The organism is Mesorhizobium sp. B2-3-7, assembly GCF_006442695.1.
Classification (GTDB): domain Bacteria; phylum Pseudomonadota; class Alphaproteobacteria; order Rhizobiales; family Rhizobiaceae; genus Mesorhizobium.
In genome coordinates, this window is sequence record NZ_VFVV01000013.1 from 103,381 (window position 1) to 129,425 (window position 26,045).

Annotated in this window: 24 protein-coding genes; 19 read left to right on the forward strand and 5 right to left on the reverse strand. The window is 63.4% G+C overall.

Going from position 1 to position 26,045, the window contains the following annotated elements:
• The first annotated feature begins 344 nt into the window (after positions 1–344).
• The 8 genes from FJ940_RS23325 to FJ940_RS23360 all read left to right on the forward strand — a co-directional run bounded on the left by FJ940_RS23325 (position 345) and on the right by FJ940_RS23360 (position 9,853).
• On the forward strand, positions 345–806 hold the full coding sequence (locus FJ940_RS23325; protein ID WP_140497287.1) for a MerR family DNA-binding transcriptional regulator: 462 nt from the start codon (positions 345–347) through the stop codon (positions 804–806).
• A 262-nt stretch (positions 807–1,068) separates the two neighbouring features.
• On the forward strand, positions 1,069–2,859 hold the full coding sequence (locus FJ940_RS23330) for an acyl-CoA dehydrogenase (protein WP_140658066.1): 1,791 nt from the start codon (positions 1,069–1,071) through the stop codon (positions 2,857–2,859).
• Positions 2,860–2,969: 110 nt separating this feature from the next.
• A complete protein-coding gene (locus tag FJ940_RS23335; protein ID WP_140496673.1) occupies positions 2,970–4,139 on the forward strand; it encodes an acyl-CoA dehydrogenase family protein in 1,170 nt (389 codons plus the stop codon).
• Between the two features lie 31 nt (positions 4,140–4,170).
• A complete protein-coding gene (locus FJ940_RS23340; RefSeq protein WP_140523939.1) occupies positions 4,171–5,379 on the forward strand; it encodes an acetyl-CoA C-acetyltransferase in 1,209 nt (402 codons plus the stop codon).
• A gap of 14 nt (positions 5,380–5,393) precedes the next feature.
• Entirely contained in the window at positions 5,394–7,613 is a 2,220-nt protein-coding gene (locus tag FJ940_RS23345; protein ID WP_140580402.1) for a 3-hydroxyacyl-CoA dehydrogenase NAD-binding domain-containing protein, read from the forward strand.
• A gap of 64 nt (positions 7,614–7,677) precedes the next feature.
• Positions 7,678–8,223, forward strand: a complete 546-nt coding sequence (locus FJ940_RS23350) for a thioesterase family protein (RefSeq protein WP_140580400.1) — start codon at positions 7,678–7,680, stop codon at positions 8,221–8,223.
• A gap of 122 nt (positions 8,224–8,345) precedes the next feature.
• Positions 8,346–8,990 (forward strand): helix-turn-helix transcriptional regulator, encoded by a 645-nt coding sequence (locus FJ940_RS23355; protein WP_140496665.1) that lies wholly within the window; start codon positions 8,346–8,348, stop codon positions 8,988–8,990.
• An 11-nt stretch (positions 8,991–9,001) separates the two neighbouring features.
• Positions 9,002–9,853 carry a thermonuclease family protein gene (locus FJ940_RS23360; protein ID WP_348640414.1) on the forward strand — a complete coding sequence of 284 codons (852 nt, stop codon included), beginning with the start codon at positions 9,002–9,004 and terminating at the stop codon, positions 9,851–9,853.
• Here the strand turns inward: FJ940_RS23360 and FJ940_RS23365 are convergent.
• Positions 9,819–11,465, reverse strand: a complete 1,647-nt coding sequence (locus tag FJ940_RS23365) for a lysine--tRNA ligase (RefSeq protein ID WP_140523947.1) — start codon at positions 11,463–11,465, stop codon at positions 9,819–9,821. The two genes, FJ940_RS23360 and FJ940_RS23365, sit on opposite strands and share 35 nt — an antisense overlap.
• Before the next feature lie 159 nt (positions 11,466–11,624).
• Between FJ940_RS23365 and FJ940_RS23370 the strand changes: the two genes are divergently transcribed.
• Positions 11,625–12,032 (forward strand): tellurite resistance TerB family protein, encoded by a 408-nt coding sequence (locus FJ940_RS23370; protein WP_140496659.1) that lies wholly within the window; start codon positions 11,625–11,627, stop codon positions 12,030–12,032.
• A 68-nt stretch (positions 12,033–12,100) separates the two neighbouring features.
• On the opposite strand, the gene FJ940_RS23375 is transcribed toward FJ940_RS23370, so the two are convergent.
• Positions 12,101–12,952 carry a transporter substrate-binding domain-containing protein gene (locus tag FJ940_RS23375; protein WP_140496656.1) on the reverse strand — a complete coding sequence of 284 codons (852 nt, stop codon included), beginning with the start codon at positions 12,950–12,952 and terminating at the stop codon, positions 12,101–12,103.
• A 60-nt stretch (positions 12,953–13,012) separates the two neighbouring features.
• On the opposite strand from FJ940_RS23375, the gene FJ940_RS23380 reads away from it, so the two are divergent.
• The 3 genes from FJ940_RS23380 (at position 13,013) to FJ940_RS23390 (ending at position 15,438) form a co-directional block, all read left to right on the forward strand.
• On the forward strand, positions 13,013–13,939 hold the full coding sequence (locus FJ940_RS23380) for a LuxR family transcriptional regulator (protein WP_224647240.1): 927 nt from the start codon (positions 13,013–13,015) through the stop codon (positions 13,937–13,939).
• A gap of 96 nt (positions 13,940–14,035) precedes the next feature.
• Positions 14,036–14,674 carry an acyl-homoserine-lactone synthase gene (locus tag FJ940_RS23385; protein ID WP_140496654.1) on the forward strand — a complete coding sequence of 213 codons (639 nt, stop codon included), beginning with the start codon at positions 14,036–14,038 and terminating at the stop codon, positions 14,672–14,674.
• Between the two features lie 14 nt (positions 14,675–14,688).
• Positions 14,689–15,438, forward strand: a complete 750-nt coding sequence (locus tag FJ940_RS23390; RefSeq protein ID WP_140580397.1) for an enoyl-CoA hydratase-related protein — start codon at positions 14,689–14,691, stop codon at positions 15,436–15,438.
• A 56-nt stretch (positions 15,439–15,494) separates the two neighbouring features.
• Here FJ940_RS23390 and ppk2 read toward each other — a convergent pair whose 3' ends face one another.
• A complete protein-coding gene (gene ppk2 / locus FJ940_RS23395) occupies positions 15,495–16,403 on the reverse strand; it encodes a polyphosphate kinase 2 (protein ID WP_140580395.1) in 909 nt (302 codons plus the stop codon).
• Positions 16,404–16,597: 194 nt separating this feature from the next.
• Here ppk2 and FJ940_RS23400 point away from each other — a divergent pair, with 194 nt between their 5' ends.
• The 3 genes from FJ940_RS23400 (at position 16,598) to FJ940_RS23410 (ending at position 19,805) form a co-directional block, all read left to right on the forward strand.
• The gene (locus FJ940_RS23400) at positions 16,598–17,863 is read left to right on the forward strand and encodes an ATP-binding protein (RefSeq protein ID WP_140580394.1); all 1,266 of its coding nucleotides are present in this window, start codon (positions 16,598–16,600) and stop codon (positions 17,861–17,863) included.
• Between the two features lie 112 nt (positions 17,864–17,975).
• On the forward strand, positions 17,976–18,701 hold the full coding sequence (phoU, locus tag FJ940_RS23405) for a phosphate signaling complex protein PhoU (RefSeq protein WP_140513249.1): 726 nt from the start codon (positions 17,976–17,978) through the stop codon (positions 18,699–18,701).
• Positions 18,702–18,797: 96 nt separating this feature from the next.
• Positions 18,798–19,805: a magnesium and cobalt transport protein CorA gene (locus tag FJ940_RS23410; protein ID WP_140580392.1), complete on the forward strand. Its 1,008-nt coding sequence runs from the start codon at positions 18,798–18,800 to the stop codon at positions 19,803–19,805.
• 121 nt (positions 19,806–19,926) lie between these two features.
• Here FJ940_RS23410 and FJ940_RS23415 read toward each other — a convergent pair whose 3' ends face one another.
• Positions 19,927–20,445: a GcrA family cell cycle regulator gene (locus FJ940_RS23415; protein WP_140496642.1), complete on the reverse strand. Its 519-nt coding sequence runs from the start codon at positions 20,443–20,445 to the stop codon at positions 19,927–19,929.
• 355 nt (positions 20,446–20,800) lie between these two features.
• Between FJ940_RS23415 and FJ940_RS23420 the strand changes: the two genes are divergently transcribed.
• The 3 genes from FJ940_RS23420 to FJ940_RS23430 all read left to right on the forward strand — a co-directional run bounded on the left by FJ940_RS23420 (position 20,801) and on the right by FJ940_RS23430 (position 24,082).
• Positions 20,801–22,000, forward strand: a complete 1,200-nt coding sequence (locus tag FJ940_RS23420) for an aspartate aminotransferase family protein (RefSeq protein ID WP_140658068.1) — start codon at positions 20,801–20,803, stop codon at positions 21,998–22,000.
• A 15-nt stretch (positions 22,001–22,015) separates the two neighbouring features.
• Entirely contained in the window at positions 22,016–22,927 is a 912-nt protein-coding gene (gene argF / locus FJ940_RS23425; RefSeq protein WP_140550033.1) for an ornithine carbamoyltransferase, read from the forward strand.
• Positions 22,928–23,050: 123 nt separating this feature from the next.
• A complete protein-coding gene (locus FJ940_RS23430) occupies positions 23,051–24,082 on the forward strand; it encodes an Hsp33 family molecular chaperone (RefSeq protein WP_140513251.1) in 1,032 nt (343 codons plus the stop codon).
• Between the two features lie 136 nt (positions 24,083–24,218).
• On the opposite strand, the gene apaG is transcribed toward FJ940_RS23430, so the two are convergent.
• Positions 24,219–24,611, reverse strand: coding sequence for a Co2+/Mg2+ efflux protein ApaG (gene apaG, locus FJ940_RS23435; RefSeq protein WP_140496634.1), 393 nt, complete (start codon positions 24,609–24,611; stop codon positions 24,219–24,221).
• 231 nt (positions 24,612–24,842) lie between these two features.
• Here apaG and FJ940_RS23440 point away from each other — a divergent pair, with 231 nt between their 5' ends.
• Positions 24,843–25,994, forward strand: a complete 1,152-nt coding sequence (locus FJ940_RS23440; RefSeq protein WP_140557635.1) for a ceramide glucosyltransferase — start codon at positions 24,843–24,845, stop codon at positions 25,992–25,994.
• Positions 25,995–26,045: the final 51 nt, after the last annotated feature.

A 26,045-nucleotide genomic window follows, 5' to 3' on the forward strand; every position in this document is an offset into this window, starting at 1 on the left:
TCACCCGCGCTCCGAAAAACCGTGAAAAAATCGATACAGGATAAACACGGGTAGCCGACATGCGCACAATTCGCCCAACGTGGTAAACAACGCGTTAACCAAGCTTAAGAAGTTGCGACGAAGTTCACGGTGAACCGGCCGCTGCGGCATAAAGCGCCGCCCGCACAACGCCCTTGCGTCATGAGAGGGCTATCGGTATAGAATTGACGTAAACGTAAAAGGCGCATCAAGCGTGCTGTTTGCGATTTGTTTGTCGAAACCACGGCTGGAAGCACGCCCCCGCTTTCAGTCAGGCGTCGCTTGGTCCAGGACCGCGACGCCGCAGACGGGGAAAGCCAGTGACCATGAAGCTTATCTCGGCCGGCGAGACCGCGGCCAATACCAACACTATATCCGTTGACTCGGGCGAGGACCTCGTCCGCATCGGCGAAATGGCCAAGAAATATGGCGTGACGCTGCGCACGCTGCGTTTCTACGAAGACAAGGGCCTGCTCAACCCGCAGCGCGACGGTTCAACCCGCCTCTACACGCGCCGCGACAGGGTTCGGCTGAAACTGATCCTGCTCGGCCGCAAGGTCGGGTTCTCGTTGCGCGACGTCAAGCAGATGATGGATCTCTATGATCCCACCGGCTCCAACACCAAGCAGTTGCGGCTGGCATTGGACAAGTCGGAGAAGCAGCTTGCCCGCCTCCAGAAGCAGCGCACGCTCATCGATGACGCCATAAGCGAGTTGAGCACCTCCATGGCTGCCGTCCGGCAGATGCTGGTCGAGCGCTCGGCGCCGCAGGCGAGCGTCGCCGGCTGATTTGGGCCGCCGCCTTGCGGCGCAACATCCATGATCGAAAAAAGCCGTGTGGCGAGCGCCACGCGGCTTTTGTCATTGAGGGTTCCAACACATGTACTGCATCGCGTGCGGTTTGCTGCGGTGCAGGAGAAATTTTGTCGCATCGGCTGAATTGACGTTTACGCAAACGTCAATTTTTGTTATCTCCCGCTGAACACGGGTCCGCATGCCGCCTGACATGAATTCGGGGGTTTCGGATCAGGTCCGCAGGGTGGAGAAGAGCATGCCGATCTACAGGGCGCCGGTGCAGGATACGCTGTTCGTGCTCAACGAGGTGCTGGGCTACCAGCGCTATTCCAATCTCCCCGGCTTTTTTGATGCAACGCCCGACGTGCTGGAGGCGATCCTCGCCGAGGGCGCCAAGCTCGCGGAAAACGTCATGCATCCGCTCAACCGTGTCGGCGACATGGAAGGCTGTGTGCGCCATGACGATGGCTCGGTGACGACGCCGAAGGGCTTCAAGGAAGCCTTCGATCAGTATCGCGAGGGCGGCTGGATGGGGCTGGCGGCGCCCGTCGAGTTCGGCGGCCAGGGCCTGCCCTATGCCGTTCATACCGCTGTGGCCGAGTATATGGTGTCGGCCAATATGTCGCTGATGATGTATCCGGGCCTGACGCAGGGCGCGATCGCGGCGATCATCACCCATGGCACCGACGAGCAGAAAGCCAAATGGCTGCCGAAGATGGTCGAGGGCGCCTGGACCGGCACCATGAACCTGACCGAGCCGCATTGCGGTACCGATCTGGGCCTGCTGCGCACCAAGGCCGTGCCGAATGGCGACGGCACTTACAAGATCTCGGGCCAGAAGATATTCATCTCGGCCGGCGAGCACGACATGGCGGACAACATCGTCCACCTGGTGCTGGCCCGCATCGAGGGGGCGCCCGAAGGGGTGAAGGGCATCTCGCTGTTCATCGTGCCGAAGCTCAAGCTCGATGCTTCTGGCAATCCCGATGAGAGGAACACCGTCTCCTGCGGTTCGATCGAGGAGAAGATGGGCATCCACGGCAATTCGACCTGCGTCATGAATTATGACGAGGCGCAAGGCACGCTGCTGGGCGAGGCCAATGGCGGCCTCAAGGCGATGTTCACGATGATGAACGAGGCGCGGCTCGGCGTCGGCCTGCAGGGGCTGTCACTGTCGGAGATTGCTTACCAGAATGCCGTCGCTTACGCCAAGGACCGCTTGCAGGGCCGCTCGCTGTCGGGGCCGAAGGCGCCGGACAAGAAGGCCGACCCGATCATCGTCCATCCCGACATCCGCCGCAGCCTGATGACCATGAGGGCCTTCAACGAGGCCGGCCGCGCGCTGGCGCTGTGGACGGCGATCAAGTCGGACATCGCCCATCGCTCCGCAGACGACAGGGACCGCCAGGCGGCCGACGACTACACCGGGCTGATGACGCCGGTGGTGAAGGGCGTGCTCACCGACAAGGGCTTCGATCACGCCGTGATGGCGCAGCAGGTGTTCGGCGGCCATGGCTACATCGAAGAGCACGGCATGAGCCAGTTCGTGCGCGATGCCCGCATCGCCATGATCTATGAAGGCGCCAACGGCATCCAGGCGCTCGATCTCGTCGGCCGCAAGCTGGGTCTGAACGGCGGCCGCGCGGTGCAGGCGTTCTTCAAGGAAGTCGGCGAGTTCTGTGAAGAGAACCGCGCCGACGAGAAGATGGCCCCCTTTACCAAGGCATTGAAGAAGAGCCTCAACGATCTTCAGACGGCGACCATGTGGCTGCTGCAGAACGGCATGGCCAAGCCCGACAATGCCGGCGCCGCCTCGACCGACTACATGCATCTCTTCGGCCTCGTGGCGCTCGGCTATATGTGGGCGCGGATGGCCAGGGCCGCCCAAGGCAAGCCGGGCGCCAACGGCGCGTCGTCCTTCTACCACAACAAGCTGGTGACGGCGCGCTTCTTCATGGAGCGGATCATGCCGGAAACCGCGACGCGTCTCGCCCGCATCTCCAGTGGCGCCGATACGTTGATGGCACTGCCGGCGGAAGCGTTCTAGAAATAGTCCCTCTCCCTTGAGGGGAGGGCGGTCCAAAGGGCCGGGAGGGGTCGCCGCGACAGTGCGCGGATTTCAATTTCGATGGCAGACCTTGGGAGGAAGATCATCGCATGACCAACCCAGCCGAAATCCTTGGCCTGCCGAAGCCCGCCTGGGCGGCGGACGAGGTCGGCATGCTCTACGACATGGCTCACCGCTTCATGTCCGAAGAGATCGCGCCGCGTTACGACGAGTTCGAGAAGAACGAAATGGTCGACCGCGAGAGCTGGCTGAAGGCCGGTGCCGCCGGCCTGCTCTGCGCCTCCATGCCGGAGGAATATGGCGGATCAGGCGGCACCTTCGCCCATGAGAGCGCCATCATCGAGGCCATCGGCCATGTCGGCGTCGACGGCTTCGGCATCGGCCTGCACAATTCGATCGTCGCCCCCTACATCCTCCACTACGGCTCGGAGGAGCAAAAGAAGAAATGGCTGCCGAAGCTCGCCACCGGCGAACTGATCGGCGCCATCGCCATGACGGAGCCCGGCGCCGGCTCCGACCTGCAAGGCGTCAAGACGCGGGCCGAGAGGGACGGCAACCAATACAAGATCAATGGCTCCAAGACCTTCATCACCAATGGCCAGCTCGCCAATTTCATCATCGTCGTCACCAAGACCGATCCGGACAAGGGCGCCAAGGGGACTTCGCTGATCGTCGTCGAGACCGACGAGGTCGACGGCTTCGAGCGCGGCCGCAACCTCGACAAGATCGGCTTGAAGGCCAATGACACGTCCGAACTGTTCTTCAACGATGCGCGTGTGCCGACCTCCAACCTGCTCGGCCACGAGGAGGGACAAGGCTTCATCCAGCTCATGCAGCAATTGCCGCAGGAGCGTTTGCAGATCGGCACCGGCGCGATTGCCATGGTCGAGCGCGCGCTGGCGCTGACCATCGAATACGTCAAGGAGCGCAAGGCGTTCGGCAAGGCGGTCATCGATTTCCAGAACACCCAGTTCAAGCTGGCCGAACTGAAGACCGAGGCCACGATCGGCCGCGTCTTCTACAATGATTGCGTGGCGCGCCACATCGATGGCGGTCTCGATCCGGTGACGGCGTCGATGGCCAAGTACTGGCTTTCCGACCTGCAGGGCAAAGTCGTCGACGAATGCCTTCAATTGCATGGCGGCTATGGCTACATGAATGAATATCCGATCGCCCGCATGTTCCGCGACGCCCGCGTCCAGCGCATCTATGGCGGCACCAACGAGATCATGAAATTGCTGATCGGCCGCTCGCTCTGAGCATCGGTCGGCAAACCCAAGGAGCAGGAAAATGGCCGAAGCTTACGTCTATGACGCCGTTCGCACGCCGCGCGGCAGGGGCAAGAAGGATGGCTCGCTGCACGAAGTGCCGGCAGTGCGGCTCGCCGCCAGGACGCTGGAGGCGCTGCGCGACCGCAACGGGCTCGACACTGCAACTGTCGACGACATCATCTTCGGTTGTGTCGACCCGGTCGGCGAGGCGGGGTCGGTCATTCCGCGCGCCGCGGCCTTCGAGGCCGGCTACGCGACCTCGGCGCCCGGCATGCAGATCTCGCGCTTCTGCGCCTCCGGCCTCGACGCCATCAATTTCGGCGCCGCCAAGATAGCCCAGGGCGCCGATGAGATCGTCATTGCCGGCGGTGTCGAATCGATGTCGCGCGTCGGCATGGGCGCCTCGGGTGGCGCGTGGTTCATGGACCCTTCGGTCGGCCTGCCCGGCTGGTTCGTGCCGCAAGGTATTTCGGCCGACCTGATCGCCACAAAATACGGCTTCAGCCGGGACGATGTAGACGCCTACGCCGTCGAGAGCCAGAAGCGCGCGGCAAAATCCTGGGCCGATGGCCGCTTCAGGAATTCGGTGATCCCGATTAAGGACCAGAATGGTCTCACCATCCTCGACCATGACGAGCATATGCGCCCATCGACCGACATGCAGTCGCTGGCCTCGCTCAATCCCTCCTTCGTCATGCCCGGCGAAATGGGCGGCTTCGACGCCGTGGCGGTGCAGAAGCATCCGGAAGTGGAGGAGGTCAATCACGTCCACCATGCCGGCAATTCGTCGGGCATCGTCGACGGCGCGGCGGCCGTGCTGCTGGGCTCGAAGAAGGCCGGCAAGGCCATGGGCCTGAAACCGCGCGCGCGCATCCGCGCCTTCGCCAACATCGGCTCCGAGCCGGTGCTGATGTTGACCGGCCCCGTTGACGTCACGGAGAAGCTGTTGAAGCGCGCCAAGATGAAGCTGTCGGACATCGATCTGTTCGAGCTCAACGAGGCCTTCGCCTCCGTGGTGCTGCGCTACATGCAGGCCTTCGATATCGAGCACGACAGGATCAACGTCAATGGCGGCGCCATCGCCATGGGCCATCCGCTGGGCGCCACCGGCGCGATGATCTTCGGCACCGTGCTGGACGAGCTCGAGCGCCGCGATTTGAACACCGCGCTGGTGACGCTGTGCATCGGCGCCGGCATGGGCACCGCAACCATCATCGAACGCGTCTGACGGGGAGAGAAACGATGAGCTACACCAATTTCACTCTCGACATCGACGCCGATGGCATTGCGCTGGTCACCTGGAACATGCCGGACCGCTCGATGAACGTCTTCACCGAGGAGGTGATGCGCGAGCTGAACGCCATTGTCGACAAGGTGGCGGGCGACGCCGCCATCAAGGGCGCGGTCATCACCTCCGGCAAGGATACCTTCTCAGGCGGCGCCGACATCACCATGCTCCAGAAGATGCTGACGACCTTCGCGGCTGAAAAGGGCAAGGATCTCGAAAAGGCCACCAGGGCGCTATTCGAAAACGCCGGCACCATGACCGGCCTGTTCCGGAAGCTGGAAACATCGGGCAAGCCGTGGGTTTCAGCAATCAACGGCACCTGCATGGGCGGTGCATTCGAAATGTCGCTGGCCTGCCATGGCCGCGTCGCCGCCGATTCCGACAAGGTGAAGATGGCGCTCCCCGAGGTGAAGATCGGTATTTTCCCGGGCGCCGGCGGCACCCAGCGGGTGCCGCGTCTCACCGACCAGCAGCAGGCGCTGCAAATGCTGACCTCCGGCCAGAACCTGTCGCCGCAGAAGGCGAAGGCGATGGGCCTGATCCACGAGGTCGCCGAGCCGGCCAAGCTGGTCGAGACTGCGAAGGCCATGATCAGGAACGGCCTCAAGCCGGTAGCGCCGTGGGACGAGAAGGGATTCAAGTTGCCCGGCGGTCCGGTCTATTCGGCGGCGGGCGCCAATTTGTGGCCCCCGGCCATCGCCATCCTGCGCCGCGAGACCTATGGCAATTATCCGGCCGCCGCGGGGATCCTGAAATGCGTCTATGAGGGCCTGTTGGTGCCGTTCGACACCGCCCTCAGGATCGAACAGCGCTATTTCACGGAGATCATGCAGACCAAGGAAGCGGCGGCGATGATCCGCTCGCTGTTCGTGTCGTTGCAGGAACTCAACAAGGGCGCGCGCCGCCCGGCCGGCGTGCCGGAAACTAGGTTCAAGAAGATCGGCGTCCTTGGCGCGGGCTTCATGGGCGCCGGCATCGCCTATGTCACGGCCAGGGCCGGCATTCCGGTGGTGCTGCTCGACCGCGACATGGAGTCCGCCGAGAAGGGCAAGGCCCATTCGGATGGCCTGATCTCGGATCAGGTGAAGAAGGGGCGTGCCAAGCCCGAGGACAAGGACAGGCTCCTGTCGCTGATCACGCCGACATCGGACTATGCCGACCTTGCCGGCTGCGATCTCGTGGTCGAGGCGGTGTTCGAGGATTCCGCGGTGAAGAAAAGCGCCACCGAACAGGCGGAAGCGGTGCTGAAGTCGTCGGCGATCTTCGCGTCGAACACCTCGACCATTCCGATCACCGCCCTGGCCAAGAATTCGGCGCGGCCGAAGAATTTCATCGGCATCCATTTCTTCTCGCCGGTCGACAGGATGATGCTGGTCGAAATCATCCTTGGCAAGAAGACCGGTGACAAGGCGCTGGCCACCGCGATCGACTTCGTGCGCGCCATCAAGAAAACGCCGATCGTCGTCAACGACACGCGCGGTTTCTACGTCAACCGCTGCGTGCTGCGCTATATGTCGGAAGCCTACAAGATGTTGATCGAGGGCGTTCCGGCGCCGATGATCGAGAACGCCGCCAAGGCCGCCGGCATGCCGGTCGGCCCGCTCGCGTTGACCGACGAGACGGCCATCGACCTTGCCCAGAAGATCATGAAGCAGACCATCAGGGATCTCGGCGACAAGGCGGTCGACCCGAAGCAGATGGCGCTGATCAACACCATGGTCGACGACCACGGCCGCTTCGGCCGCAAGAACGGCAAGGGCTTCTACGACTATCCGGCCAAGCCGGCCAAGAAGAAGCTGTGGCCGGGCCTTAAGGAGTTCTACCCGCAGCTCAAGCCGGAGAAGGTCGACTATGCGGAATTGCAGCAGCGCCTGCTGGTCACCATCGCGTTGGAAGCGGCTCGGGTGATGGAGGAGGGCATCGTCACCGATCCGCGCGAGGCCGATGTCGGCTCGATCCTGGCCTTCGGCTTCGCGCCCTATACGGGCGGCGCGCTGTCCTACATCGACGGCATCGGCGCCGGGCAGTTCGTCAAGATCGCAAAGGGCTTGCAGAAGAAATACGGCGCCGAGTTCAAGGTGCCCAGGCTGCTGCTCGACATGGCCGAAAAGGGCGAGACTTTCTACCAGCGCTTCGACCCCTACGCGAAGGGCGACGTGAAGCAGGCGGCCTGAGCGTGGTCGGAATCAAAGGTGCCGCGGCGTCCCTTGCGCGTCCGAAAAGACGCGCCGCGCCGTAATGTATGTCTGGGGGCGCCTTGCGCGTATGATGGCCACGGCGGGCAGCCGTGGCTCCTACCAGATGGGTGATGAAAGCCGGTTGGCCTTTCGCTGCCTGCCGACGGACATCGATTTTAACCGCCATCTCAACAATGCCCGCTATATGATGCTGGCGGACCTTGGCCGCATCGATATCTTCATCCGCGCCGGCCTCATCACTCTGGCGAGAACGAATGGCTGGGCGCCGATGATCGGCGGGCTGCAATCGGCCTATGTGCGTGAGATCAAACTGTGGCGGCGTTTCGAAGTGGTGTCTTCGATCGAGACCTGGGAAGGCAGCCAGGTTATCGGCAAGCACCGTTTCGTCCTCGACAATGGCGAGACCGCCGCATTGATCATGACGACGGCCGGCGTCTACGACCGCAACGCCCGGCGCTTTCTCGATATTGACGAGGTCGTCGCCGCGCTTGGCCGCTCCGCACAGCCGCGTCCGCCCGGCGAAGCCGAGCGGGCATTCATGGCCTCGCATCAAAACCTGCGCGATCAGGCCAAGCGGACCGGTTGACCTGGAAGCCCGGAATTGGCGCGGCCAGCAAAGATGTGGTGCGATGGCACAGTCTGTGGACAAACCTTCATTCGAAGACTAGAAAGGAAAGGCATTTTTTCCTTTTTGCAAGGAGAGCGGAATTGCTCTCGCATGACCGTGTTTGGGCCGCCATCGACGCTCTGGCCGAGCGGTATTCGCTCTCGGCTTCCGGCCTGGCGAAGCGGGCCGGCCTTGATTCGACTGCCTTCAACAAGTCGAAGCGACTGTCGTCGGACGGCAGGCCGCGCTGGCCCTCGACCGAATCGCTGGCCAAGATCATCGAGGCGACGGGCGCTTCGCTCGACGAATTCACCGGGCTGATAGAAGGTCGGGCCGGCCACGGCGCGATGCCCGCCCGCGGGCGTGCCGTTCCGTTGCTCGGCTTTGCCCAGGCCGGCGCCGGCGGTTTTTTCGACGATGCCGGCTTCCCGGCCGGTCAAGGCTGGGATCTGGTGGAACTGCCGGCGCAATCGACCGAGAGTTCCTATGCGCTTCAGGTGCAAGGCGATTCCATGCTGCCGCTCTACCGCAATGGCGACGTGCTCATCGTCGAGCCGGCAGCCCTCATCCGCAAGGGCGATCGCGTCGTCGTCAAGACGACGGGCGGCGAGGTGATGGCCAAGGTGCTCGATCGCCAGACCGCCAGGTCGATCGCACTGGTTTCGCTCAATCCCGATCATCCGGACCGCGACATTCCCATGCGCGAGGTTGAATGGGTGGCGCGGATCGTCTGGGCAAGCCAATAGGGTGCGGGCTGGTGCGGCTTCCTCATCTTGTCCTTGCGGTTCTGATGGTCCCTGGAATGGCCGCGCTGGTAGTCGCCGGCGGCCGCGCGCTGATGAGCGGCGAAGCTGCCGTCGGGGTGGAACAGATCGATCCGAGCGCCGATACGGTCTCTCAGCCAGGCACCGACGGTGTGCCGGAGGAGCCGGCCACATCGGCCATTGCCGCTCCGCCGCCCCCCGCCGCTAGCCCGCACTCGCGTGCGATCGATCCCCAAGTCGTGGCGCCGCCGGAGCTTCCCAGCAAGGAGCTGGAGCGGGTGGAGCCGCGCGCGCCGTTGAGCAAGCTGGCGCTGGCCATGCCGCCCAAGCCGAAAATGCCGGACGACTGGAAAGGGACGAAGCTGTTCCAGCCGGTCGCGCCCGCCGCCGGACTGATCGAGGCGAAGGGCTATTCTGTCGCGGTTTCCGGCGTCGACATTGTCGGGCAGGACGAGACCTGCACCTCGGACGGTAAATCCTGGCCCTGCGGCGTCCGCGCGCGCACGGCGTTCCGCGCCTTCCTGCGCGGCCGGGCGGTGGTCTGCGCCGTGCCGCCGGAAGGCGGCCGCGACCTGATCGCCGCCGACTGCCGGATCGGCAAGCAGGATGTCGGCCGATGGCTGGTCGAGAACGGCTGGGCGCGCGCCGCCAAAGGCGGCCCTTACGTCGAAGTCGGGGAAAAAGCGCGCAGCGAAAGGAAAGGCATTTTCGGATCGGCGCCAAGCCTTTCAGGCGTGCCTTCGATGCCGGCCGCCCGCGCCCCGGCGCCGCAAGCGCCGGGCTCGATCTTGGAAGAGGTCGGCGGCATTCTCAAGCCAGCTGACCAGCCAACGCCTTCTGAATGAGCCCGCGCGTCTCGGCGATGCCGTAGAGTGCCGCGAACGAGCCGAAGCGCGGTCCGCGCTCCTGCCCGATCAGCACCTGGTAGATCATCTGGAAGAAGGCGCCCGAAACGCCCGGACCACCTTCGGGGCTCTTCTTGGAATGATCCTGATAGCGTTCCACCTTGCGGGCGACGTTGAGCGCGGCATTCTGGATCGCCTCGCCGTCCGAGCCCGCCGGCAGGGCGCCAAGCGCCTGATCCAACGCTTCCAGCGCCTCCCGCTCGACGTCGTCGGGCGCGCGGAAGGTCTTCGTCGGCTTCACGAAATCGTCGAAATAGCGGATCGCATAACCCGTCAGCCTGTCGAGCTCAGGGTGGGTCGCCGGCGTCACGCCCCGCACATGGCGCGAGATGAAGCCCCACAGCACGTCCTTGTTCTGCGCATTGGAGGCGCTGACCAGGTTGAGCAGCAGCGAGAACGGCACGGGCATATCGATGGCGGGCGGATTGCCGTCGTGCATGTGCCAGACCGGGTTGCCCAGCCGTTCCTTCCAGTCCTGCCTCCGATAGGCTGCAAGGAAGGTGTAATATTCGTCCACGGCCCGGGGGATGACGTCGAAATAGAGCTTCTTGGCCTGTCGCGGCCGCTGGTACATATAGAGTCCCAGGCTCTCCGTCGGCGCGTAGGTCAGCCATTCGTCGATGGTCAGCCCATTGCCCTTGGATTTGGAGATCTTCTGGCCGTTCTCGTCCAGGAACAGCTCGTAGACGAAATGTTCCGGCGCGTGCCCGCCGAGGATGTTGCAGATGCGGTCATAGACCACCGCATTGGTCTGATGGTCCTTGCCGAACATCTCGAAATCGACGCCAAGGGCCGCCCAGCGCATGCCGAAATCGGGCTTCCACTGCAGCTTCACCTTGCCGCCGGTAACCGGCAGCGTGGTCTCGGTACCGTCATCGTCGAAGGTGATGGTGCCCGCCCTGGCATCGACATGCTTCATGGGAACGTAGAGCACGCGGCCGCTCTTCGGCGAGATCGGCAGGAACGGGCTGTAGGTCGCCTGCCGCTCCTCTCCCAGCGTCGGCAGCATCACCGCCATGATCTGGTCGTAGCGTTCGGCCGCGCGCAACAGCATCGCGTCGAAGCGGCCGGTCTTGTAGTACTGCGTCGCGCTGGCGAACTCGTAGTCGAAGCCGAACGTGTCGAGGAAGCGGCAGAGCATCGCGTTGTTGTGGTCGGCGAAACTCGCATAATCGCCGCCGAAAGGGTTGGGCACCGAAGACAGCGGCTTGTGCAGGTGCGGCTCCAGCGCCGCGCGATCCGGCACGCTGTCGGGTATCTTGCGCATGCCGTCCATGTCGTCGGAAAAGCACAGCAGCTTGGTGGCGACCTTGTCCTGCGTGATGACGCGGAAGGCATGCCGCACCATCGACGTGCGCGCCACCTCGCCGAACGTGCCGATATGCGGCAGGCCGGACGGGCCATATCCGGTTTCGAACAGCACCGTTTGCGGGAGTTCGCGGCCCTTGTAGCGCTCAATGATCTTGCGAGCTTCCTCGAACGGCCACGCCTTGCTTTCGGCCGCCGCCGTCAGCACTTCGGGATTGAGATCGATGATGTTTGATCCCGCCATGTCACTGTTTTCCAAATTAGACGCCGGCAAAGCCGCAAGTGAGGATTTTCAACCGGTCTCTATGCGCGCCTGACCGGAGCGTCAACGAGCGCGGCGCTTTTTCCTTGCAGCGCAGGGAACGCGTTCCTACCTTCGCAGCCCGTATCGAGGAGTTGTTGAATGCCGACCCCGCATGAAGCGCTGATCTACCTGATGGTCATCACCTCCGCCTCCGACCGCGACATGACGGATGTCGAGCTGGCGCGGATCGGCGAGGTCGTCCGCTCATGGCCGGTATTCGAGGATTTCGACCACGACCGCCTGGTTGGCGTCGCCCAAGCCTGCCAGAAGAAGCTGCATGAAAAGGGCGGGCTGGAGGGTGTCCTGGCAAGCGTGGCCGAGGCCCTGCCGGAGCGCCTGCGCGACACCGCCTATGCAGCCGCTTTCGAGGTCGCGGCCGTCGATCTCGAAATGCGGATGGAGGAGGTGCGGGTGCTCCAACTCATTCGCCTCAAGCTCGATCTCGACACGCTGACGGTCGCGGCGATCGCCCGTGCGGCCAAGGCGCGCCTGCGCACGCTGACCTGAGCGGCGACACTCAACCGACCGGAAGAAACTGATCGGGACCGGATCAGAAAAAGCTGACCGGGACCGGATCAGAAGAAACTGACCGGGAAATAGCGCAGGTAGAACTCGGCGAACGTGCCTTTCAGCGAAATCTCCTGCAGCGCGTAGTCGAGAGCGGCGGCCAGCGCCGGGTCATCGGATCGGGCGGCGACGGCCATGCCCGAACCCAGATATTCCGGCGCCAGATAAGGTCCGCCGGCAAAGCGGCAGCAGCCGGCCGCATCCGAACCGCCCAGCCAGAAGGCGAAACGCATGCCGTCGCCGAAGGCGGCATCGATCTTGCCGGCCTTGAGGTTGGCGTAGAGGTCTTCCGGCCTGTCGAAGGTGACGACCTGAACGGTGTTGAAATAATCGCGCAGCATGCGCTCATGCGCCGAGCCTGATATCACGCCGACACGCTTGCCGCGCAGCTTGGCGAACAGCGGCTCGGTCAGCGCCTCGCCCTTCGGCATGATGAAGCGCGCCGGAAATTGCAGGTAGGACCGCGAGAAGGCGTATGTCTGGCGTGACTGCGGCGTCGCGGCGATGCCGGCGATGATCGCTTCGCCTTCGCCTTTCTCAAGCGCTCCTTCGAGCTCGGCCCAGGGCAATGCCTGGATCTGACATTTGTCGACGATGCCGAGCTCGGCGCAGATGGCGCGCGCCAGGTCGATGTGGAAACCGGACAGCTTTCCCGCGGCGTCCAGGAAGTTGAAGGGCGGGAAATCGGTGGTGGTCAGGAACCGCAGCCGCGGCAGTGCGGAGAGATCCGGTTTCGGTAGCCGCTCCTTGGCATCCCACAGCACCGGCACCTGCGGCTCGGCCGCGCGCGCGCGCTCACCCAACGCCAGCGACGCGATCAGCATCGACGCAAGGACGAGAGACCTCCGCTGGAACGCCATGATAAACTTCCACCGCACCTGTGTTCGCATCGGTTCTGGTACGAAAATAGTACAGGCACAATGCTTTTTGATTTCAACGCGTCGATTTCAGGATATGCTTTAGCAGGTTTGCAAACAGCGGTGGCTGCCCGGGTGGGGACCAGGGTCGAGAACCACAACCACAAGGCAACGCTTTGCAATCCCTGGTCGGTGGCGAAGTGCCAACAAGGCACGGATCATCGATTTCAACGAGGCAACATGGGGTTTGATGTTGCGATGGGTCAGTTCGATCGCACGCTGGAATACATAGATCACCTGCAGCAAGCCGGAACGGCGGCTGCGGTTTGCGAGAGGCTGTTGGGCATAACGTCGGATTTTGGCCTGACCGCTCTGATGGCGGGCACCGTACCGCAACCGGGCACGCCGACCGGCCAGCAAAAGCAGCATGTGCTGCTTTGCGACTGGCCTGTCGAATGGTTGGAGCGCTACGTGGCGCGCAACTATGTCGATCACGACCCGATCGTCAGCCACATGAAACAGTTGCAGGCGCCGTTCCAGTGGCGGGAAGCGGCCCAGGGCGTTAGCATCGACAGAAGCAGCGGCGAAGTGATGGGCGACGCCGTCGTGTTCAAGCTGCGCGACGGGCTGGCCTTCCCGCTCATCACGCTCGACGGCCAGATCGTCATGGTGTCACTGGGTGGCGAGGCCGTGGAACTGTCCGCCGCCGAGTTCGGTCTGGTGTCGCTGGTGTCGACCTATGCGGTGGGCCGGGCCATGCAGCTTCACACGAAGGCCAGCAAGACCATCGATAATGTCGAGCTGACGCCGCGCGAACGCGAATGCCTGCAATGGGCCGCCGTCGGCAAGTCCGAATGGGAGATTTCGCAAATCCTCGGCATCTCCGAACACACGTCGGAGAAACACCTCCTTAACGCCAAAAGCAAACTCGGCGCCGTCAACCGCGTACAGGCAGTCGCTGAAGCGATAAGGCGCGGCTATATTAGTTAGGTCGGCCGGGTCGGCCTAGAAATTCCTGCCTACGTGATCGCGTAATTTTCTTGCGAGGGCACGGCCGTATCTTCCTCTTGAACAGGAGACGGCAAAATGATTTTTTCCCTTACAACAAAAGAACTGATGGAACATCCCGATCTGTGGGAGGCCGTGCATCGGCTGCGCTACAGGATTTTTGTCGAGGAAATGGGGTGGGAGGACCTGCGGCGCCCCGATGGATTCGAGATCGACCAGTTCGATCATGACGAAGCGGTGCATCAGATCGTCATCAGAGGCAACGAGGTCGCGGGCTATCAGAGGATGTTGCCGACCACGCGGCCGCATCTGCTAACGGAGGTGCTGGCCGATCTTTCCGTGGGAACGCCGCCGTCGGGTCCGAACATCTGGGAACTGACCCGCTATGCGGTCGCTCCCGGCTTTCGCGACGGCCGCCGAGGCGTTTCGACCGTCGGTACCGAGCTCATTGCCGGCTTCGTCGAGTGGGGGCTGAAGCGCGGCGTCGACAAGGTGATCATCGAGTTCGAGCCGATGTGGGTGCTGCGCGCGCTGCAGCTGCATTTCCTGGCCACGCCGCTGGGCTATCAGCGCACCTATGGCAACCAGCAGGTCGTCGCGACGCTGCTCACCTTTAATGAGCACACGCTGGATGTGGTGCGTTCGCGCCGCAATCACCACGCTCCCGTTCTGGCCAGGGGATATCCCGATATGTTCGGGCAAAGGCGGGCGTCATGAGATCGGAAACGGCCATGAACGCGCACCCGCAACCCGAACTGCGCAACCACACGCTGATCGTCACGGTCTCGTCGACCGACGGCCGGCCGGTGCTCGACAGAAGGGCCTATGAAAGCCTGGCCAGGACATTTCACGAAGCCGCCGACAATGACGATGTGCGTGTCGTCGTGCTGCGCGGTCTGGCGGGCTGCTTCTGCCTCGGCGGCGATTTTTCCGAATTTCTCGACGCTACCAAGCACCAGAAGCTGATCGCCGCCGTCACCGAGATGTTCCGCACGCTGGCGACGTTCCCCAAACCCATACTGGCCTGTGTCGACGGCGATGCGGTCGGCGTTGGCTGCACCATCCTGTTCCATTGCGACATGGTGATCGCGTCCGCCGAAAGCACGTTCCGGGTGCCGTTCGTCGATTTCGGCCTAGTGCCGGATGCCGCGACCAGCATCCTGGCGCCGCAGAAGCTCGGCTACGCCGGCTCCTTCCGCTTTTTCTGCCTCGGCGACACGCTGCGCGCCGACGACGCCAGGGCGCTCGGGCTGGTCGCCGAGATTGTCTCCGAAGGCAGCGTCGAGGAGGCAACCCTCGGCCGGGCAAGGCAGCTCGCCAGGAAGCCGGTCGCCGCGCTGCTGCAGACGCGGGGCCTGCTCAAGGGGAACCCCGCGGAACTTTGCGAACGCATCGATCAGGAGATCTCGCTGTTCCAGCAGGCGCTGCAGGACGACACCACGCTGCGGCGGCTGCAGCGGATTGCCCGGTTGGCGGCCTGAGCGTCGCGCCGAAGGCGTTGCGCCACGCGGTCCAGTGCCGCGTGGCGCAGGCACCGTCAGTCCTGTTTTGCCAGGAATGACGGCCCTTCGCCGATGATTTTCTTGTCTTCCTTGCCTATGATGTCGAGGTCGCGGCCGTCATAAGGCAGCGACAGGAGGATGCGCCGCATCACCGCCAGCCGCGCGCGGCGCTTGTCATTGGCACGCACGATGATCCAGGGAGCGAATTCCTTGTGGGTGCGCTCGAACATGGTATCGCGCGCCCTGGTGTAATCGTCCCACTTGGTAATGCCGGCAATGTCGATCGGCGAAAACTTCCAGCTCTTCAGCGGACTGTGGCGGCGATCGTGAAATCGCTCGAGCTGCGTTTCCCGGCCGATGTTCAGCCAGAATTTGAAGAAGTGGATGCCGTCATTGACGATCATCCTTTCGAAGTGCGGTGTCTCGTCGAGAAACTTCTCGTGCTGTTCTGGCGTGCAGAAGCCCATCACCGGTTCGACGCCGGCGCGGTTGTACCAGGAACGGTCGAACGTGACGAATTCGCCCGCGGTCGGGAAGTGGTCCGCATAACGCTGGTAGTACCATTGCCCCAGCTCGGTCGGCGTCGGCTTGGTCAGCGCCACGTTGCGTGCCGTGCGCGGATTGAGGTACTGGCGCAGGACGAAAATCGTGCCGCCCTTGCCGGCCGCGTCGCGGCCCTCGAACAGCGCCATCATCCGCTTGCCTGTCGACTGCAGCCACGCCTGCGCCTTGACCAGCTCGATCTGCAAGGCCTCGAGCGTCTCGTCATACTCGTCGCTCTTCATCTTCTTGTCGTAGGGATAGCCACCCGCGGTCAGCTTGCGCTCCTCGACCCAGTCCGGCAGTGCCGGATTCTCGATGTCGAACTCCCGCTCCTTGCCGTTGATCCTGAGCTTCAGCGGCCCCTGGGTCGGCGCGGCGGTGTTTTCCTTGGCTTTTTTCATCGAGGCGAACCTTTCCAGCTTACGGACTCGTGCTATTGAGCCATTGCAGTGCCGCGCGCCGCTTCAGACGCAAAGGGCGCTGCACTTTTGGATTTTGCGCATGATCCTTTCCGAAAATCGATTCTGATTTTTCGGCGTCATGCGCCAGGCCGGTCCAGCGAAATTGCCGGACCGGGAGCGGGGCGCAGGCGCGAATGGCTGACCAGGGCGCAGACGAGAAGGGCATGGCGCAAGCGCTTGCCGCGCGGCTGTGGAACAGCCGATGGTTGCTGGTCGCCGGTCTTGTTGCGGTCATGGCGGTTTATGCCTTTGCGGGCATTTCCGCCTATGTGCTGCTGCCGGCGCTGGCTTTGCTGCTGGTGGCGGCGATGATGCCGGCTGGAGCCACGCGCCAGCCCCGCGAAAGCGGCGCGGCGATCGAGGCCATCGGCCTGCAACGCCTGTCCGGCGAATATCTGGCGGCGGCCGTCGCCGACCCCTTGATCATCTTCGACCATGCCGCGGCCATCGTTCATGCCAACGCCGCCGCCTTCGCCGCCTTTGGCGGCATCGCGCCTGGCGTATCGTTGTCGCTGAAATTCCGGGCGCCGGAAATGCAGGCTCTTCTGGACGGCGTGCTGTCGGGCGAGGTCGCGTCGGATGTCATCGATTACACCGAGAGGCTGCCGGTCGAGCGGACTTACCGGGTCAGTGCCTCCTCGGTCGGTCACGGCACCGATCTCTACGTGATGGTGTTCAAGGACCAGAGCGAAGCGCGCCGCATCGACCGCATGCGCGCAGATTTCATCGCCAATGCCAGCCACGAATTGCGCACGCCGCTCGCCTCGATATCGGGTTTCATCGAAACGCTGCGCGGACCGGCCCGCAATGATCCGGCGGCGCGCGAGCAGTTCCTGCAGATCATGCAGAACCAGACCGGCCGCATGGCACGCCTGATCGACGACCTTTTGTCGCTGTCGCGGCTGGAGATGAAGCCCTATCTGCGGCCGGGGACCGAGGTCGATTTGCGCCAGACCGTCGACAGCGTCATCGATTCGCTGGCCCCGCTGGCGCGCGAAAACGGCGTCGTCATCGAGCGGGATTTCGCCGACGGCCCTCTTTACGTGCCGGGCGACCGCGACGAACTGTTCCAGGTCTTCGAGAACCTTCTGGAAAACGCCTGCAAATATGGGCAGTCGGGCGGCCGCGTGGTGGTGTCGATCGAGCGCGGCGACGCCGAGGGCGAAGCGGGCATCGACGTGACGATCAGGGATTTTGGCCCCGGCATTCCCGAGGAGCACATTCCGCGCATCACGGAGCGCTTCTATCGCGTCGACGTCGAGAGCAGTCGAACCCAGAAGGGCACAGGCCTTGGCCTGTCGATCGTCAAGCATATCCTGACGCGCCACAACGCCAGGCTTTCGATCAAGTCCGAAGTCGGCAAGGGCGCCGCCTTCTCGGTCCATTTGCCGGCGGCCTGAGCCGCCCTAGTTTCCAAGCTGCCATTTCTTTTTTCTGTCATCCGGTTAGCGTATCAGCGGGGATTCGAGGAAACGACTCAAAATCAGATCATCCGTGGGAAGGCATCCGGTCATGCAGTCCGTGCACATAGTCAGCGCCTATGACGAGGAGCTGAAAGATCTGTCGAAGCGCATCGCCGCCATGGGCGGACATGCCGAACGCATGGTCGAACAGGCGATCTCCGCCCTGGTCAATGCCGATCCCGGCCTTGCCCAGAAGGTGATCCGCGACGACGCCGTCCTCGACGAAGGCCAGCGCGAAATCGACGACAGGGCAATCATCATCATCGCCCGGCGCCAGCCGATGGCGACGGACTTGCGCGAGATCGTCGGCGCGATCCGCATCTCGGCCGATCTCGAGCGGGTCGGCGATCTCGGCAAGAATGTCGCCAAGCGTGTGGTGGCGGTTGCCGACGGGCGCCAGCCGACCAGCCTGTTCCGCGGCCTCGAAGCCCTGGCCGACCTGGCGTTGACCCAACTCAAGGAAGTGCTCGACGTCTACGCCTCGCGCTCGGTCGAAAGGATCGGCTTCGTACGTGACCGCGACGACCAGATCGACGCCATGTACACGTCGCTGTTTCGCGAATTGCTGACCTACATGATGGAAGATCCGCGCAACATCACGCCTTGCACGCATCTGCTGTTCTGCGCCAAGAACATCGAACGCATCGGTGACCATGCCACCAACATTGCCGAGACGATCTACTATATCGTCACCGGCGACCAGATGCCGAGCGAGCGGCCGAAGGGCGACAAGACGGACAAGATCGGCCTTTCCGCAACGCAGCCGGTCAAGTGAACGCACTTTTTCTCGAACGCTTGGTCGTATTGCGCTAGACTATCCCTGAGGCAAGCCTGCTGGTTCCCAGCAAAGGCAGTGCTTCGGGAGGCTGCGATGGAATATGTCCGGGATTTCAAGCCCGCGCCGCCGACATCGGCCGTCATCGCCTCCAGCGTCTACACAGCCGGGCGCCGCATCGCCGACATCCCGATCGAGGAAGCCGGCACATGGGCAAGGAAAGCGGGGCACGTGGTGTGGATCGGGCTGCTTGAACCCGATCGCGAGCTTCTGCTGCGCGTGCAGGCGCAATTTCATCTGCATGAGCTCGCAATCGAGGATGCCGAGCATCCGCACCAGCGGCCAAAGATCGAGCAGTATGGCGATGCGCTGTTCATCGTCGCCCGCACGGCGCAGCTGATCGAGGGCCGCGTCACCTTCGGCGAGACGCATCTGTTTGTGGGCAGCGGCTACATCGTCAGCGTCAGGCACGGCCCTTCGACATCCTATGCTGTGGTGCGCCAGCACTGGGAAAGCTGCCCGCATTCACTGGCCAAGGGCGAGGATTTCGTCCTCTATGCCATTCTCGATTTCATCGTCGACAACTACATGCCGGTGCTCGAGCAGATCGAGGATGAGGTCGAGGCGATCGAGGACCGGGTCCTGCTGAAGCCGATGACCGGCCCCGATATCGAACGCCTTTATATGCTGCGCCGCGATCTGTTGCGGCTGCGCAATGCCGCACTGCCGCTGGTGGAGGTCTGCCGGCGGCTGACCAGCGCCGACCTGCCGCAGATCCATTCAGCCATGCACCCGCTGTTTCGCGACGTGACCGACCATATCCGCACCGTCCAGGAAAAGATCGACAGCTTGCGCGAAGTGCTGGCCTTTGCCTTCGAGGCGAGCCTGCTGGTGGGCCAGAGCCAGGAAACGGCGATCTCCAAAAAGCTCGCCTCATGGGCGGCAATCCTGGCCGTGCCGACAGCCTTCGCGGGCATATACGGCATGAATTTCAGCGACATGCCGGAACTGAAGATGGAATACGGCTACCCGACGGTGCTGCTGGCGATTGCGCTGATCTGCTGCTTTCTCTACTGGCGGTTTCGCAAGAATGGATGGCTGTGAGAGTAGGGCAGTAGGGCAGTAGGGCAGTAGGGCAGTAGGGCACAGTAGGGCAGTAGGGCAGTAGGTTAAGAGAACGCTCGGGAGCGCAAATTCAAACATACTGCCCTACTGCCTTAGTCCCTTATCTATTCCGCCGCCGCTCCGCTGCCGGCTGGAACGCCACGCGGGCATGGTATTTACAATAGGGTCCGGTTTCGGCGGCTTCGTTGCCGCAGAAATTGAAGTCCTCCGACAGCGGATCGCCGTTCGGCCATTTGCAGGTGCGCTCGGTGAGTTCGGTGAGCTGGAGATGCCGCGAGATCGGCACCACCACATTCTCGACCGGCCGGATATAGTGGCGGGCCACCGGCTCGGCATCGAACTGCGCTTGCAGCGCCGTTGCTCCGATCGATGTCGTGACGTGGCGGGTCGCACTCGCGGGGCGCGACACCGATTTCTGCGCGCCCGACCCTTGCGCCGTCTTCTTCTGGCGTGCCGGCGCTGCCGTGGCGCGCCCGCGGCCCGACAATTTCAGCCGGTGCACCTTGCCGATGACGGCATTGCGGCTGACCCCTCCAAGCTGGGCAGCAATCTGGCTTGCGCTCAGACCCTCCGACCACAGTTTTCTCAAGAGTTCGACCCGCTCGTCAGTCCAATTCATGACCGCGCTCCTGCTAAGCGTACGGTAATCGGAATCCATTCCCGGCCCAGCACCACTGCTGGGGCAGACACCACATATATCTGGTGATTAGGTCCGCCGCACGAAATCTAGTTATTTCCCGACTACAACTACCTTATGCGCTGACTCGGTGACAAGAGTCCGAAGTGCAACACGAATCGGTTTTTTCGGTTTTCCCCAACTTGCCAGCTCACTTATGAGCCGGCGTCCCGTCGGGAGGCTTGCCGCGCGCCACTACGCGACGTTTTCGTTGACTTCATGGCTGAAAAACCCGATAAGCCGCAAAGGCCGCCGCTTTGGCGGCTTTTTTGATTTTCCGGTTCCGGAGACGCATATAATGAGCGGTTCGGCGCTTTTCGAGACCTTTGCTCGCGCACCCCTGGCTTTCGACCATGGGGAAGGCACTTGGCTGGTTACCGACAAGGGCGAGCGATATCTCGACTTTGCCGGCGGCATAGCCGTCAATTCGCTGGGCCACGGCCATCCGCATCTGGTCGCGGCGCTCACTGAACAGGCTGCCAAGCTCTGGCACGTCTCCAATCTCTACGAGATCCCGGGGCAGAGCCGGCTCGGCGAGCGGCTGGCCGACGCCACCTTCGCCGACAAGGTGTTCTTCACCAATTCGGGCGCCGAGGCGCTGGAATGCGCGATCAAGACGGCGCGGCGCTACCATTTCGTCAAGGGCCATCCCGAGCGTTTCCGCGTCATCACTTTCGAGGGCGCCTTCCATGGCCGCACGCTGGCGACCATCGCGGCCGGCGGCCAGTACAAATATCTCGAAGGCTTCGGCCCCAAGGTCGAGGGTTTCGACCAGGTCGGCTTCGACGATATCGACGCCGCCGAAAAAGCGATCACGCCGGAGACCGCGGCGATCCTGATCGAACCGGTGCAGGGCGAGGGCGGTATCCGCCCGGTGCCGACACAATCGCTGAAGCGGCTGCGGCAGCTCTGCGACCAGCACGGCCTGCTGTTGATCTACGATGAGGTCCAGTGCGGCATCGGCCGCACCGGCAAGCTGTTCGCGCATGAATGGTCGGGGGTCGCTCCAGACATTATGGCCATCGCCAAAGGCATTGGCGGTGGCTTCCCGATGGGCGCCTGCCTTGCCACCGACGAGGCGGCTGTCGGCATGACCGCGGGCGTCCACGGCACTACGTTCGGCGGCAACCCGCTGGCCATGGCGGTCGGCAATGCCGTGCTCGACGTGGTGCTGGAGGAGGGCTTCCTGGCGGATGTGCAGCGCAAGGCGCTGTTGTTGAAGCAAGGGCTGGCAGGGGTGGCCGACGAATTCCCCGAGGTCATCGAGGACATCAGGGGCACGGGGCTGATGCTGGGCCTCAAATGCGCCATGCCCAACGGCAAGGTGAACATGGCGCTGCGCGACCAGCATCTGCTCGCGGTTCCGGCCGGCGACAACGTCATTCGCCTGCTGCCGCCGCTCACCGTCACGGACAGCGAGATCCATGAAGCGCTGGAGCGCATTCGCGCCGGCGCCAAGGCCCTGTTCGAGGCCATCGCCGCTGAAGCCGCGAAGTAAATTCGAAAGCTCCTGATGTCACTTCGTCATTTCACCGACCTCTCCGCCGTTTCCGAAGGCGACCTGCGCTCCATGCTGACCGACGCAGTGGAGCGCAAGGCGCGCCTCAAGGCGGGCGAGCGCTCGAAACCGCTCGAAGGCAAGGTGCTGGCGATGATCTTCGACAAGCCGTCGACGCGCACGCGCGTCTCCTTCGATGTCGGCATGCGTCAGCTTGGCGGCGAGACCATCATGCTGACGGGCACCGAGATGCAGCTCGGCCGGTCCGAGACCATCGCCGACACAGCCAAGGTTCTGTCGCGCTATGTCGATGCCATCATGATCCGCACCACCTCGCATGAGCGGCTGCTGGAGCTGACCGAGAATGCAACCATCCCGGTGATCAACGGGCTCACCGACGATACCCATCCTTGCCAGCTGATGGCCGACATCATGACCTTCGAGGAGCATCGCGGTCCGGTCGCCGGCAAGACCATCGCCTGGACTGGCGACGGCAACAACGTGCTGCATTCGCTGCTGGAAGCCTCGGCGCGGTTCCGCTTCAACCTCAACGTCGCGGTGCCCGAAGGCAGCGAGCCGGCGCAGAAGCATGTCGACTGGTCAAAGGCGCATGGCGGCAAGCTCTCCTTTACCCGCTCGCCAGAGGAAGCTGTCGACCAGGCCGACTGCGTCGTCACCGACTGCTGGGTGTCGATGGGCCAGGAGCACCGCGCCCGCGGCCACAACGTGTTTTCGCCCTACCAGGTCAACGCCAAGCTGATGGCCAAGGCAAAGCCCGACGCGCTGTTCATGCATTGTCTGCCGGCGCATCGCGGCGAGGAAGTGACGGACGAGGTCATCGACGGTCCGCATTCGGTGGTCTTCGACGAGGCCGAGAACCGGCTCCACGCCCAAAAGGCCGTGCTTGCCTGGTGTCTTGGGGCCTGAAGTGGACTTGAAGTGTCTTGGCGCTTGACGTGCCGGGGAACTTGATCTCCGGAGGCGCGATGCCTATCTGCGCGGCATCACACAAATCAAGCGCGTTTAGACGCATGCTCCCCAAAGGGCGGCATGGCCGCGCCCTGGAGCTTTGTCATGCTGGAAACCCATCAAGTGGCTGAACATCACCCCAAACTCGGCGAATTCGGTTACGCCGGCGATGATCACGTCGTGCCCTTCGAGGTCGGCCCGCTCGATGTGCGCGGCCGCACCGTGCAGCTTGGACCGATGCTCGACGCGATCCTTGGCCGCCATGATTATCCCGAGCCGGTCGCCCGGTTGCTGGCGGAAGCCTGTGTGCTGACGGTGCTGCTCGGCACCTCGCTCAAGTTCGAGGGCAAGTTCATCCTGCAGACCCGCACCGACGGCCCTGTCGACATGCTGGTCGCGGATTTTTCCACGCCCTCGGCGCTGCGCGCCTATGCGCGCTTCGATGCCGACCGGCTGGAGGCGCTGATTGCGGCCGGCGAGACCTCGCAGCAAACGCTGCTCGGCAATGGTGTGCTGGCGCTGACCATCGACCAAGGTGCTCACACGCAGCGCTACCAAGGCATCGTCCAGCTCGACGGCGAGACCCTGGAAGAGGCCGCGCGCACCTATTTCCGCCAGTCGGAGCAGATCCCGACCGATCTCCGGCTTTCCGTCGCCAAGCTTTTGACGCCCGGCCCCGGCGGCGCGCGCGAGCAGTGGCGGGCGGGCGGCATCCTGGCGCAGTTCCTGCCGCAGGCCTCCGAGCGCATGCGCGTTCCTGACCTGCCCGGCGGGGATGGCGATCCGCGCGAGGAGATCCACGATCCCACAGACAATTCCTGGCAGGAATTGCTGGCGCTGCTCGGCACTATCGAGCCGACCGAACTGATCGATCCGACCATCGGCGCCGAGCGGCTGCTCTATCGTCTGTTCCACGAGCATGGCGTGCGGGTCTTCGGCGGCGTTCCCGTCGCCGATCAGTGCTCATGCTCCCGCGACAAGATCCGCGGCATCCTCGAGGGCTTCTCCGCGCAGGAGATCAAGGACAGCACCGAGGACGGCGGCATCCACGTCGCTTGCGAGTTCTGTTCGACGCAATATGACTTCGATCCGGCGGAATTTACGACTCAGTAGGGTTCTTGTTTCTCCCCGTTCTACGGGGAGAAGGGGCCCAAGAGCGGATGAGGGGCGGCGCTGCCCCTCATTCCTGCCGGACATTTCTCGCCGTATAGTGACGGGGAGAACGACGCTGTCGCCGATTTCGCCTCGTCTAATTCACCGTCCGCCTTGTCCCCGGCAGGTCGAGTGAGAAGGCGGGGATGGCGATGTCGAATGTCTCGCCCCGCTCGTTGCGCATGGTGTAGTGACCGACCATGATCCCCGACGGGGTCGAGAGCGGACAGCCCGACGTGTATTGATAGCTGTCGCCGGGATTGAGTTCGGGCTGATCGCCGACCACGCCGGCACCTCGCACTTCCTCGACCCGGCCGGCGCCGTCGGTTATGTGCCAATAGCGCGACAACAGCTGCACGAATTCGTCGGACTGGTTGTCGATCGTTATCTGGTAGCCCCAGACATAGCGGTTTTCCGAAGGATCCGAGCGGTCCTCGAGATAGAACGGCCTGACCTGCACTTCGATGTTGCGCGTGACGGCGCGGTACATGAGCGGCTCCAAAACAAATCCGGTGTGGAACATTCGGCGCTCTTTGCGGTTCGATCAACCGTGCGCGTCCGAGTTGCTGTCCCTGAAGGGCAGGTGCCGACAAACAATGTCATTTGAGTGACACATGACAGTGATGGTGTGCACCAGCAATGCCGGGCGACTCGGGCGCTCTGTCGAACTGTCGAAAACGGCCGCCAAGCGGGCCGGTTTTTCTGGAGTGACCGGATATCGATGGAACTCGCTCTCATAACCGGCTCGCTTTCGATCGCTCTCATCGCCTCAAATCTCGCCAGCATCCTGCTCGCCTGCTCGCGCCTGAAACGGCGCGCCGCCATCGCGCCGCCGGCCGGCAAGCCGCTGCCTGTGTCGATCGTCATCCCGGCGCGCGGCGTCGAGCCGTTTACCCATGAGACGCTTGAGCGCGCTTTCTCGCTCGACTGGCCGCGCTACGAACTGATCTTTTGTGTCGCCCATGCCGACGACCCCGCGGTCAAGCCGATCCGCGCCGCGATCGCCCGCTTTCCAGCCGTGCCGGCCCGCCTGCTCACCGGCGACGACCGCGTCAGCGCCAACCCGAAACTGAACAACTGCGTCAAGGGCTGGGAGGCAGCGCGCCACGACTGGGTCATTCTCGCCGATTCCAACGTGCTGATGCCGAAAGACTACGTCCAGCACCTGATGGCGGCATGGCGGCGGGACACCGGCCTGGTTTGCTCGACGCCGATCGGTTCGCGGCCCGACGGCTTCTGGGCAGAAGTCGAATGCGCTTTCCTCAACACGCTGCAGGCGCGCTGGCAATATGCCGGCGAGGCGCTTGGCCTCGGCTTTGCCCAGGGCAAGAGCATGTTGTGGAACAAGCAGATGCTCGACGCCAATGGCGGCATCCGTGCGCTCGCCGCCGAGATCGCGGAGGATGCCGCGTCGACCAAACTGGTCAACAGGCTCGGCCTGCGCGTCAATCTCGTCGCTTCGCCCTTCGAGCAGCCGCTCGGGCAGCGCATGCCGGGCGAGATCTGGTCGCGCCAGGCCCGCTGGGCGCGCCTGCGCCGCGTCACCTTTCCGCTCTTCTTCGCGCCCGAGATCCTGACCGGCGTGGCGGCTCCGCTCGTGCTGGCGCTGATCGCCGCGGCCAGCGCCGGCGTCAGCCTGCCCATGACAGCGCTTTGCGTGCTGGCGCTCGCCTACCTGCCGGAATGCATGCTCGCCTCGGCAAAGGGCTGGTATCTGTCGCCGCGCATCGTCACCGCGATGATCGCACGCGACCTGATGTTGCCGGCGATCTGGATGCGCGGTTGGCTGGGCGGGGCCGTCGACTGGCGCGGCAACGCCATGACCATCGGCACCAAGGCGGCCGAGCTCGAAGAGACGCCCTCCCGCGCTTGATGTCGGCGGTTCAGCTTGATGTCGAGGAAGGTTATCGTATATACAAAAATT

What these genes read in the sequence shown, in the direction of transcription:
- ppk2 (WP_140580395.1), bottom strand. Translation starts at nt 16,403, where the DNA reads ATGAAAAAAGCCAAGGAAAACACCGCCGCGCCGACCCAGGGGCCGCTG.
- FJ940_RS23345 (WP_140580402.1), top strand. Translation starts at nt 5,394, where the DNA reads ATGAGCTACACCAATTTCACTCTCGACATCGACGCCGATGGCATTGCG.
- FJ940_RS23340 (WP_140523939.1), top strand. Translation starts at nt 4,171, where the DNA reads ATGGCCGAAGCTTACGTCTATGACGCCGTTCGCACGCCGCGCGGCAGG.
- FJ940_RS23375 (WP_140496656.1), bottom strand. Translation starts at nt 12,952, where the DNA reads ATGGCGTTCCAGCGGAGGTCTCTCGTCCTTGCGTCGATGCTGATCGCG.
- apaG (WP_140496634.1), bottom strand. Translation starts at nt 24,611, where the DNA reads ATGTACCGCGCCGTCACGCGCAACATCGAAGTGCAGGTCAGGCCGTTC.
- FJ940_RS23430 (WP_140513251.1), top strand. Translation starts at nt 23,051, where the DNA reads ATGGCCGCGCCCTGGAGCTTTGTCATGCTGGAAACCCATCAAGTGGCT.
- phoU (WP_140513249.1), top strand. Translation starts at nt 17,976, where the DNA reads ATGCAGTCCGTGCACATAGTCAGCGCCTATGACGAGGAGCTGAAAGAT.
- FJ940_RS23410 (WP_140580392.1), top strand. Translation starts at nt 18,798, where the DNA reads ATGGAATATGTCCGGGATTTCAAGCCCGCGCCGCCGACATCGGCCGTC.
- FJ940_RS23385 (WP_140496654.1), top strand. Translation starts at nt 14,036, where the DNA reads ATGATTTTTTCCCTTACAACAAAAGAACTGATGGAACATCCCGATCTG.
- FJ940_RS23440 (WP_140557635.1), top strand. Translation starts at nt 24,843, where the DNA reads ATGGAACTCGCTCTCATAACCGGCTCGCTTTCGATCGCTCTCATCGCC.
- argF (WP_140550033.1), top strand. Translation starts at nt 22,016, where the DNA reads ATGTCACTTCGTCATTTCACCGACCTCTCCGCCGTTTCCGAAGGCGAC.
- FJ940_RS23390 (WP_140580397.1), top strand. Translation starts at nt 14,689, where the DNA reads ATGAACGCGCACCCGCAACCCGAACTGCGCAACCACACGCTGATCGTC.
- FJ940_RS23415 (WP_140496642.1), bottom strand. Translation starts at nt 20,445, where the DNA reads ATGAATTGGACTGACGAGCGGGTCGAACTCTTGAGAAAACTGTGGTCG.
- FJ940_RS23335 (WP_140496673.1), top strand. Translation starts at nt 2,970, where the DNA reads ATGACCAACCCAGCCGAAATCCTTGGCCTGCCGAAGCCCGCCTGGGCG.
- FJ940_RS23365 (WP_140523947.1), bottom strand. Translation starts at nt 11,465, where the DNA reads ATGGCGGGATCAAACATCATCGATCTCAATCCCGAAGTGCTGACGGCG.
- FJ940_RS23380 (WP_224647240.1), top strand. Translation starts at nt 13,013, where the DNA reads ATGCTTTTTGATTTCAACGCGTCGATTTCAGGATATGCTTTAGCAGGT.
- FJ940_RS23420 (WP_140658068.1), top strand. Translation starts at nt 20,801, where the DNA reads ATGAGCGGTTCGGCGCTTTTCGAGACCTTTGCTCGCGCACCCCTGGCT.
- FJ940_RS23400 (WP_140580394.1), top strand. Translation starts at nt 16,598, where the DNA reads ATGGCTGACCAGGGCGCAGACGAGAAGGGCATGGCGCAAGCGCTTGCC.
- FJ940_RS23330 (WP_140658066.1), top strand. Translation starts at nt 1,069, where the DNA reads ATGCCGATCTACAGGGCGCCGGTGCAGGATACGCTGTTCGTGCTCAAC.
- FJ940_RS23325 (WP_140497287.1), top strand. Translation starts at nt 345, where the DNA reads ATGAAGCTTATCTCGGCCGGCGAGACCGCGGCCAATACCAACACTATA.
- FJ940_RS23370 (WP_140496659.1), top strand. Translation starts at nt 11,625, where the DNA reads ATGCCGACCCCGCATGAAGCGCTGATCTACCTGATGGTCATCACCTCC.
- FJ940_RS23350 (WP_140580400.1), top strand. Translation starts at nt 7,678, where the DNA reads ATGTATGTCTGGGGGCGCCTTGCGCGTATGATGGCCACGGCGGGCAGC.